At 44.1% G+C, this 6,589-nt stretch carries 8 protein-coding genes; 3 read left to right on the top strand and 5 right to left on the bottom strand.

Going from position 1 to position 6,589, the window contains the following annotated elements:
* The coding region (locus tag VIM72_RS13935) for a response regulator transcription factor (protein ID WP_332003429.1) at positions 1–263 on the bottom strand (263 nt) is incomplete at its 3' end.
* Complete coding sequence (locus VIM72_RS13930; protein ID WP_332003428.1) at positions 229–2,199, bottom strand: sensor histidine kinase; 1,971 nt, start codon at positions 2,197–2,199, stop codon at positions 229–231. The genes VIM72_RS13930 and VIM72_RS13935, both read right to left, overlap by 35 nt.
* 296 nt (positions 2,200–2,495) lie before the next feature.
* On the opposite strand from VIM72_RS13930, the gene VIM72_RS13925 reads away from it, so the two are divergent.
* From VIM72_RS13925 to VIM72_RS13915, 3 genes are read left to right on the top strand one after another with little or no spacing between them, the layout of a single operon-like run.
* Positions 2,496–2,885 carry a hypothetical protein gene (locus VIM72_RS13925; RefSeq protein WP_332003427.1) on the top strand — a complete coding sequence of 130 codons (390 nt, stop codon included), beginning with the start codon at positions 2,496–2,498 and terminating at the stop codon, positions 2,883–2,885.
* A gap of 18 nt (positions 2,886–2,903) precedes the next feature.
* Positions 2,904–3,398 carry a hypothetical protein gene (locus tag VIM72_RS13920; RefSeq protein WP_332003426.1) on the top strand — a complete coding sequence of 165 codons (495 nt, stop codon included), beginning with the start codon at positions 2,904–2,906 and terminating at the stop codon, positions 3,396–3,398.
* Position 3,399: 1 nt separating this feature from the next.
* Positions 3,400–4,113, top strand: coding sequence for a hypothetical protein (locus VIM72_RS13915; RefSeq protein WP_332003425.1), 714 nt, complete (start codon positions 3,400–3,402; stop codon positions 4,111–4,113).
* Positions 4,114–4,219: 106 nt separating this feature from the next.
* On the opposite strand, the gene VIM72_RS13910 is transcribed toward VIM72_RS13915, so the two are convergent.
* From VIM72_RS13910 to VIM72_RS13900, 3 genes are all read right to left on the bottom strand, one after another.
* Positions 4,220–4,543, bottom strand: coding sequence for a hypothetical protein (locus VIM72_RS13910; RefSeq protein WP_332003424.1), 324 nt, complete (start codon positions 4,541–4,543; stop codon positions 4,220–4,222).
* 111 nt (positions 4,544–4,654) lie between these two features.
* Complete coding sequence (locus VIM72_RS13905; RefSeq protein ID WP_332003423.1) at positions 4,655–5,386, bottom strand: hypothetical protein; 732 nt, start codon at positions 5,384–5,386, stop codon at positions 4,655–4,657.
* A 70-nt stretch (positions 5,387–5,456) separates the two neighbouring features.
* Positions 5,457–6,521: a hypothetical protein gene (locus VIM72_RS13900; protein WP_332003422.1), complete on the bottom strand. Its 1,065-nt coding sequence runs from the start codon at positions 6,519–6,521 to the stop codon at positions 5,457–5,459.
* Positions 6,522–6,589 lie beyond the last annotated feature (68 nt).

Here is a 6,589-nt window from a genome sequence, read left to right as displayed (position 1 = left end):
TGATTGCTCAATGCCAGTACAATGGTATCGGGTGCTTTTGTTTTGATGTCTTTACACAGATCCATCCCGTTCCCATCCGGAAGGATAATATCAAGCAACACTACATGGACCGGGTTGCTATTGAAAAATTGAAGGAAGTCGCGGGCGCTGGTAAATGTACCGGCAATTTCAAATGCGTCTTCTCCCGAAAGCACATTCACCAATCCCTGGAGCACTACGGGATGATCGTCAAGAATGGCCAGCCTGTATTTCGGTTGTAACATACACTTCAATGTTTATGGAGGTACCTGGTTGATTACCTTTGGAAAGAATATCTATTTTACCATTCAGATAGGCTACCCTGTTTTTAATATTGATGAAGCCCATGCCCTGTTTTTCATTTAAAACACCTTCATCGAAACCGGCGCCATCATCTTCTACCGTAATAAAGAACCTGTTGCTTCGCTGGTTACATTGCAACAGGATATTTTTTGCATCAGCATGTTTTATTGCATTGGTTAATAACTCCTGTACAATGCGGTAAATGATGACCTGCTCAGCCTGTGGAATGTTTGGCTGGATGCCAAAGCACAGGAAACGGATCGTTGTTTTTTCTGATTTAAATGTATCGCAAAGATCTTTCAGTGCAGCTTCAAGTCCCAGGCGGAGCAGCATTTCAGGCATCATATTGTGGGCGATCCGCCTTAGTTCTGCTACAGAGGTATCCATTTGGACAATGATACTTTCCAGTTCCGGCTGGTGGTCCGCATTTCTGCTGGCAGCGATTTTGGAAAGATTGATTTTAGTGGATGCCAGTAAGCCTCCCAGGCTGTCGTGAAGATCCCGCGCCACGCGTTTGCGCTCTTCTTCCTGGCCTTGCAGCATTGCATGCGAGATCTTTATCTGTTCCTGCTGTATGGCTGTTTTCTTTTTATTTTTATAAAAGAAATATCCCAATAGTAAAACTGTCAACAGGAGTACGCTTATTAAACCCAGTGACCAGCTTAAGAGGATGGTTCGTTTTAACGCATAAATTACTTTGTCGTTGGATGCGTTTAATTCTACAATTTTCCGTTGATTTTCTGCATTCCTGAATTTTATTTCCAGCGCATTGATCTTTGTTGCCAGGTTGGTTTGCGCAACGCTGTCGCTTAGGTAGCTATAGCGCTTCAGCCATATGAAGGCTTCGGGAATATTCTTCAGATCTTCATAGGTGGCCGTCATGCCGTAGTATAATAAGAGCCGGTTAGCGGAAGTATTCATAAACGGCAGCCTGCTGTAGAGATCAAGACCCACGCTGCGGGCCTGTGCCAGGTCCTTCTTATTATACAGTGCATAAAATTTTTGCAGCAACAAACGTTGTTCGGGATATGCCTGATGCAGTTGCCGGGCCAGGGCAATACCTTTTTCGGCCACTGCAAGTGATTGGTCAAACTTTTCTGCAATGGTAAGCCGCATACATTCTCCTGCATAATAATCCAGCCACTCGCTCGCTTCAGGGTAAGGGGCCAGTAGCACACGCATGCTGTCGATGTACAACGCGGCATTCACCGAATCACCCGACAACGAGTAATTCTCCGATAGGGTATGATAAGCAGTAGCCAGGTAGCTGGTATTTCCCTTCCTGTTCCGTAATGTTTCAATGGCGAGTTGCAGGTATATCTTGGCTTTGGCATGCTCTTTCAGGTTTTTAAATCCATAGGCAAGATCCAGGTAATTCTTTCCCAGGTAAAGCTGGTCGCCGGACTTTTGCGCCAGCGGTATCGCCTGGGTTATAAGCAGGTTCACATAGGTTTCCGGATCATCTTTTTCGAAGTGGAATACCCGTGCATAGTCATGCCAGCACATAGCGCGGAAAAGTAAAGCTTCTTTGCCGGGGAATTTCTTTAACATGTTTTCTGCCTGCATGAAAAGTTTAGCAGCTGAATCGGGCGCTGTAGTTGTAAGTTGCCGGCCTTGGTATAAAACGGAAACTCCTTCCAGGAACGGGTATCCTTTGCTGAACCGGATGCCAAGCTGCGTATACTTTTTTGACAGGGTGGAGTCTTCCTCTTTCCATTCATCAGACAGGAAGAAGCTTGCCCGGGCTTTGATGCTGTCATTCACCGCTTCGTTAAGAATGCGGGCAAGACTATCCCTGTCAAATTTCCCCGGAGCCTTTTGAGCTTCTCCCCGGGTAGCCAGCAGCAAAAGAATAAGCGTGAGTGTAAGTAGTTTCATAACAATCTGCAAGTTGTTACATATAACTATAATAATAAAGATATATCAGAAGAATCACTGAAAACAGCTATATGGAAAATGGCCATTTTCCGGCATTGGCTACCCTTGTTTTCATAAGTAATTTTGTTCCAGGTACTGGCATAACAGGTTTGAATTGATTGTTCTGTATTTTTTAAGATGTGATCTTTCCCAGTAGGGCCAGGCGCCAAAGAAAATCAGCTTACGCTGCACACAAACAAACGGGGTAGCCGAAAACCGGGTTAATTCAGAGTAGGCCAAATTACAAATCATAGCATATGTACAGAAAATTATCCATTGTAAGTATCCTGTTCGCAGCAATGCTTACATCTTCCTCGTGTTCCAAAGATAAGGATGATAATCCAACATCCGTTACGCACAAGGTACAGTTTATAGCCACCGCTTCAGCAGGTGGAAGTATTAGCACCGCCTCTTACGGGGTGGATGGCGATGCCCATACTGCCAATAATCTTAGTGGTACTTCCTGGACCAGCCCCGAGCTTACTGCCCCGGCCGGTGCATACAACGCCAATATCCTTGTAAATGGGGCAGGCACTACAGATGCCTCTGCGCTGAAAGTGGGCATTTACATTGATGGAGTATTGAAAAAAGAAGAATCAGCCACTCCAGGCAGGGTATTATCTGTGATGCTTAATTACAAATTTTAATGCGATAAAATGTTTTTCATGCAGTACCCGAAGTATATATCTGCTACTATTGTTCTGATGCTTTTTTCCTTTGCTGCCGGCGCACAGGCCAAACTTGAGAAGCGAATGAAAGAAGCGCTGGAACAGCGTTATAAAGATGATAAGTATTATGCGGATTTTCAACGGGGTATATATAACCGGGAGAGCTGGAAGAATTCGTGGGTAGGGGTTAGCCTCGCAGATATTTATAAAAAATGGGGCGCTCCTACCAAGGCTTTCCCGGATGGGAACGGAGGGCAGGTAGTGGTGTATGAAAAAGTATCCAATTATTCGGGAGGTAGTTATACGCCAGGGTATACCATCACAGGGTACAATGTTTTCGGACAAGCCGTAAACTCTGAAACGGTGCAGGCAAAGGATACACGATGGGCCAGCCAGTATGTTGAAACTACTACTTTATTTGTAGACAAAAATGGCATCGTTACTAAAGTAGATAATAACATAAACAGTTCGCGGGCAGGTAACTATTTTTGATATGAGCATCACATTCAAAACCATATTTGCAGCTATGCTGCTGATCCTGAATTTCTCAGGGTTCTCACAGGGTAAGTATTTTGAAGTGGTTATTGAGAAGGGAACATATGGAAATTACGGGATGATAAAGCCAATTAGTGGGCAGTACGATGTGACACTTTCCTACAGCGGCAAAAACCGCAAACAGCTTTTGGAAGGCATACTCGACTACCTGAAGAACAGGCCGACCCTGAAAATTGATACAGTGCTCAATGGTGGCACTGTTGTGGTTTACCGCGACTTTGCCACCATCGGGAGCAAGCAAAACTGTTTTGCTGATCTCACAGGGCTTATCTATATGTTTGCTGTACCTGAAGAAGGGTATATTTCCATTCGCCCTGGAGGTAATTCAAAAATTTTCGCTACCGTTTTTGATGCAAAGTTGCGCATCAGTCCGGGTGGCGATGTGGTTTCCGAGCAGGATGTGCCTTTTAACGAGTTTAAGTATATACAGCCAGCTGACGGTCGTACACAGAGTGCCGTTTCCCCGCATGGCGGCCTTTTAGGCAAGGCAACTTCACGTAAAATCGATTACAAGCTGGCTTACCCCGACAGCATTTTTGATCCGGATGGCAAGGTGGTAAACACAAATAATAAAAAGATTATTGAGGCTTTTTTTGATGGTTATATAGCGGATCTGGATCAGTTTCTGAAAACAAAGTTTAAAATGAAATAGTATCACGGGTGTAATAGCTTCTTATAATTTACAGATAACATTTCGTAAAAGGGCTGACCATAAGTAATGGTTAGCCCTGATTAAGGTAAATTGAAATTGTCCGGGGCTAAGATGCATTAAATAGTTCTCCGGAGCAGAACTTCTGTCTTAGTTCCAACAATTCCATTTTTCTTCTCTCAACCAGAGCTCTATAGTGCTGGTCGGTGTTATAGAAGAAATCAGGGTGGCTGATCTGGTCGATTAAATGTTGCAATCCTGTAAAAAACAATACGACCGATGTTGGTATAACCTCAGTGCCTCTATAGCTATCAATAACGCGCAATAATAGGCTTATATATTTCTCATATTCATGGTCATCCCACGCTCTTTCCATTCTTATCTTATATGAAAATTCATCTTCTGATTCCAAATATTCGAGAAATTCTTTCAAAATGGGGTTCATCTGTTTTTCTTTAATTTAATTTTATAGATCAACAATTCGCACGCTGATTTTGCATCGCACTTCTTTTTACGATACTGATTTTTCACTGCTGGGGAATCATCAGGGAACGCTAAAAATACTTGTTGATACCAGCGACGTATCCTTCCAGGCCCACACCGCGTAATAGGAGCCGGAACCATCTCCCCCGGCCATAACGATGTAAATACCGCCTTGCCCGGTAAGGTATACGGCAGTTCTGCCAAAGTCAGGTTGGTATAAGCTATGAAAGGCTGAAGCCGGAAGTTCCCATTTTTGCCCAGCTTTATATATCGTCATGCTACTGATTTCAGTCGTAGGTATTCCTCCATCCATTCCCCAAATATGCCGGCCGTCTATTTCAGTGGCTATATGGTTTTTCCAGGTTATTCGGTGCACCTTAGCTTGAAACAGGCGCCTGCTAATAGTTACTCCAATTGTATCGCCTTCAAGAACAAGTAAACTATCTTGTGCCAACCCGATTTTTAATGCCGGCAGAGCATCCAGCATTGTGTATTGTGCTTCGTGGATATATCCTTCTGGTTCAGGCAAACGAGGCCATACTGTATCGGCAACGGGATAGTATGAGCCCCGGCTTACCCGGTTCCAGCGCGCCAAAGATTGACTGGCCGGAACTGGTGTTTCTTTCAGCATACAAATGCTACCGCCCGGAGCACGATCTATGATACGTCCTTTTTTTCCAGGCTTGCTGCGCAGATTCGTAAAGTCGCTGTTACTATGAATGATGACCAACTGCGCATGCAAAAACATGGGAATCAGTAAAAGGGTGCATGTATGTATAAAGACTTTAAGCATAACTTGTGTGTTTACTCCAATAGAACTGCCATAATGCCAAGTCCTGAATATCCTCTCCTGCAACCTATGGTTAGAGCCCCCGCCAGGCTTCCAGCAAGGTATGTCTTCCATAGGGCTCAAGACGGATCTTTTCAAATCCAGCCAGGGTAAGTCTTTTCTTCAAATCCTGTTCATTTGCTGCCCATGTCGCACCACAATCAATAATACGTATCCATTTCAGGCTTTTAATTCCTGCAATATCTGCGAGGTTCGCTAATTTGGGGCATCCGGAGACTTCGAGCTGTTCTAATTTAGAAAGCCGCTCCAGCCCCTGAAGCGATAAGAGCGATTTATTCCATTTAATCTCTGCTTCCTTCAGCTCGTTGTAGCCAACAAGGCCATTAAAGTCTAAATTCTTCGCTTCCATCCAGCCCGCAAATTTGAGATTAGCCCCGCCAGCATTATTTATATCTTCAACAGATTGGGCTTTATGAAGAAAAAGATTGGTCAGGTTTTCGCACTGGCCAATTTCTGCTAATGAAAGTTTCCTGTTATCAGCGGAGATCGATAAAGTTCTGGTGAGTCCAGGAAAACAACTGGCGTAAAAGTCGGAGGATACGTTGACCAGGTCCAGCGTTTGAATATTGCCCCACGTGAGGGTTCGGTTCCAGTATACCTTTGGTTTCTTTTCGCTTTTGACACCAATTTGCAGCGCTGCTAAGCTCTCTGGAAAATCGGCAGGTTTAAGTGTCGCAACGAACCAGGAAGGGATGATCAACATTTTGAGGTTAGGCAGAGCGGAAACCACCGGCGGTATTTGTGTTGTATTACTATCATCTGGCCACAGCTCGAGTATATCAATGACATCAAGCTTATCCTGGTCTATAGTACCCCATGAGAGAGCTTTGCCTTTGTATCCTGTAAACTTCTCTTTTTCCGGAATGTGGAGCGTTTGTCCCATTAACCAGCGTGACGTGCCGGATGGCATTATCTTATCCAGATAGCTAATCGCCATTTTTTGATGGAAGATAGGGAATGTAAATATATAAGAAAAGGCCAGGGTCCAGTGGTGTAGAAACCGTTGGTCGTTTTGGTTTGGATCAGCAATAGCATTGAGCCATCCGAATATCAGCAGATAAAATCTGAAGCGAGGCAAAAAATCATTTATCTGGAAAGCGAATTAATGTTATTCAATGCCTCGCTAAAAAATATCGAAAACATCTT

The sequence above is a fragment of the Chitinophaga sp. genome, from assembly GCF_036569185.1.
GTDB lineage: Bacteria > Bacteroidota > Bacteroidia > Chitinophagales > Chitinophagaceae > Chitinophaga.
Note: the sequence above shows the minus strand (reverse complement) of the source record. Positions and strands in the feature narration are given on the sequence as shown.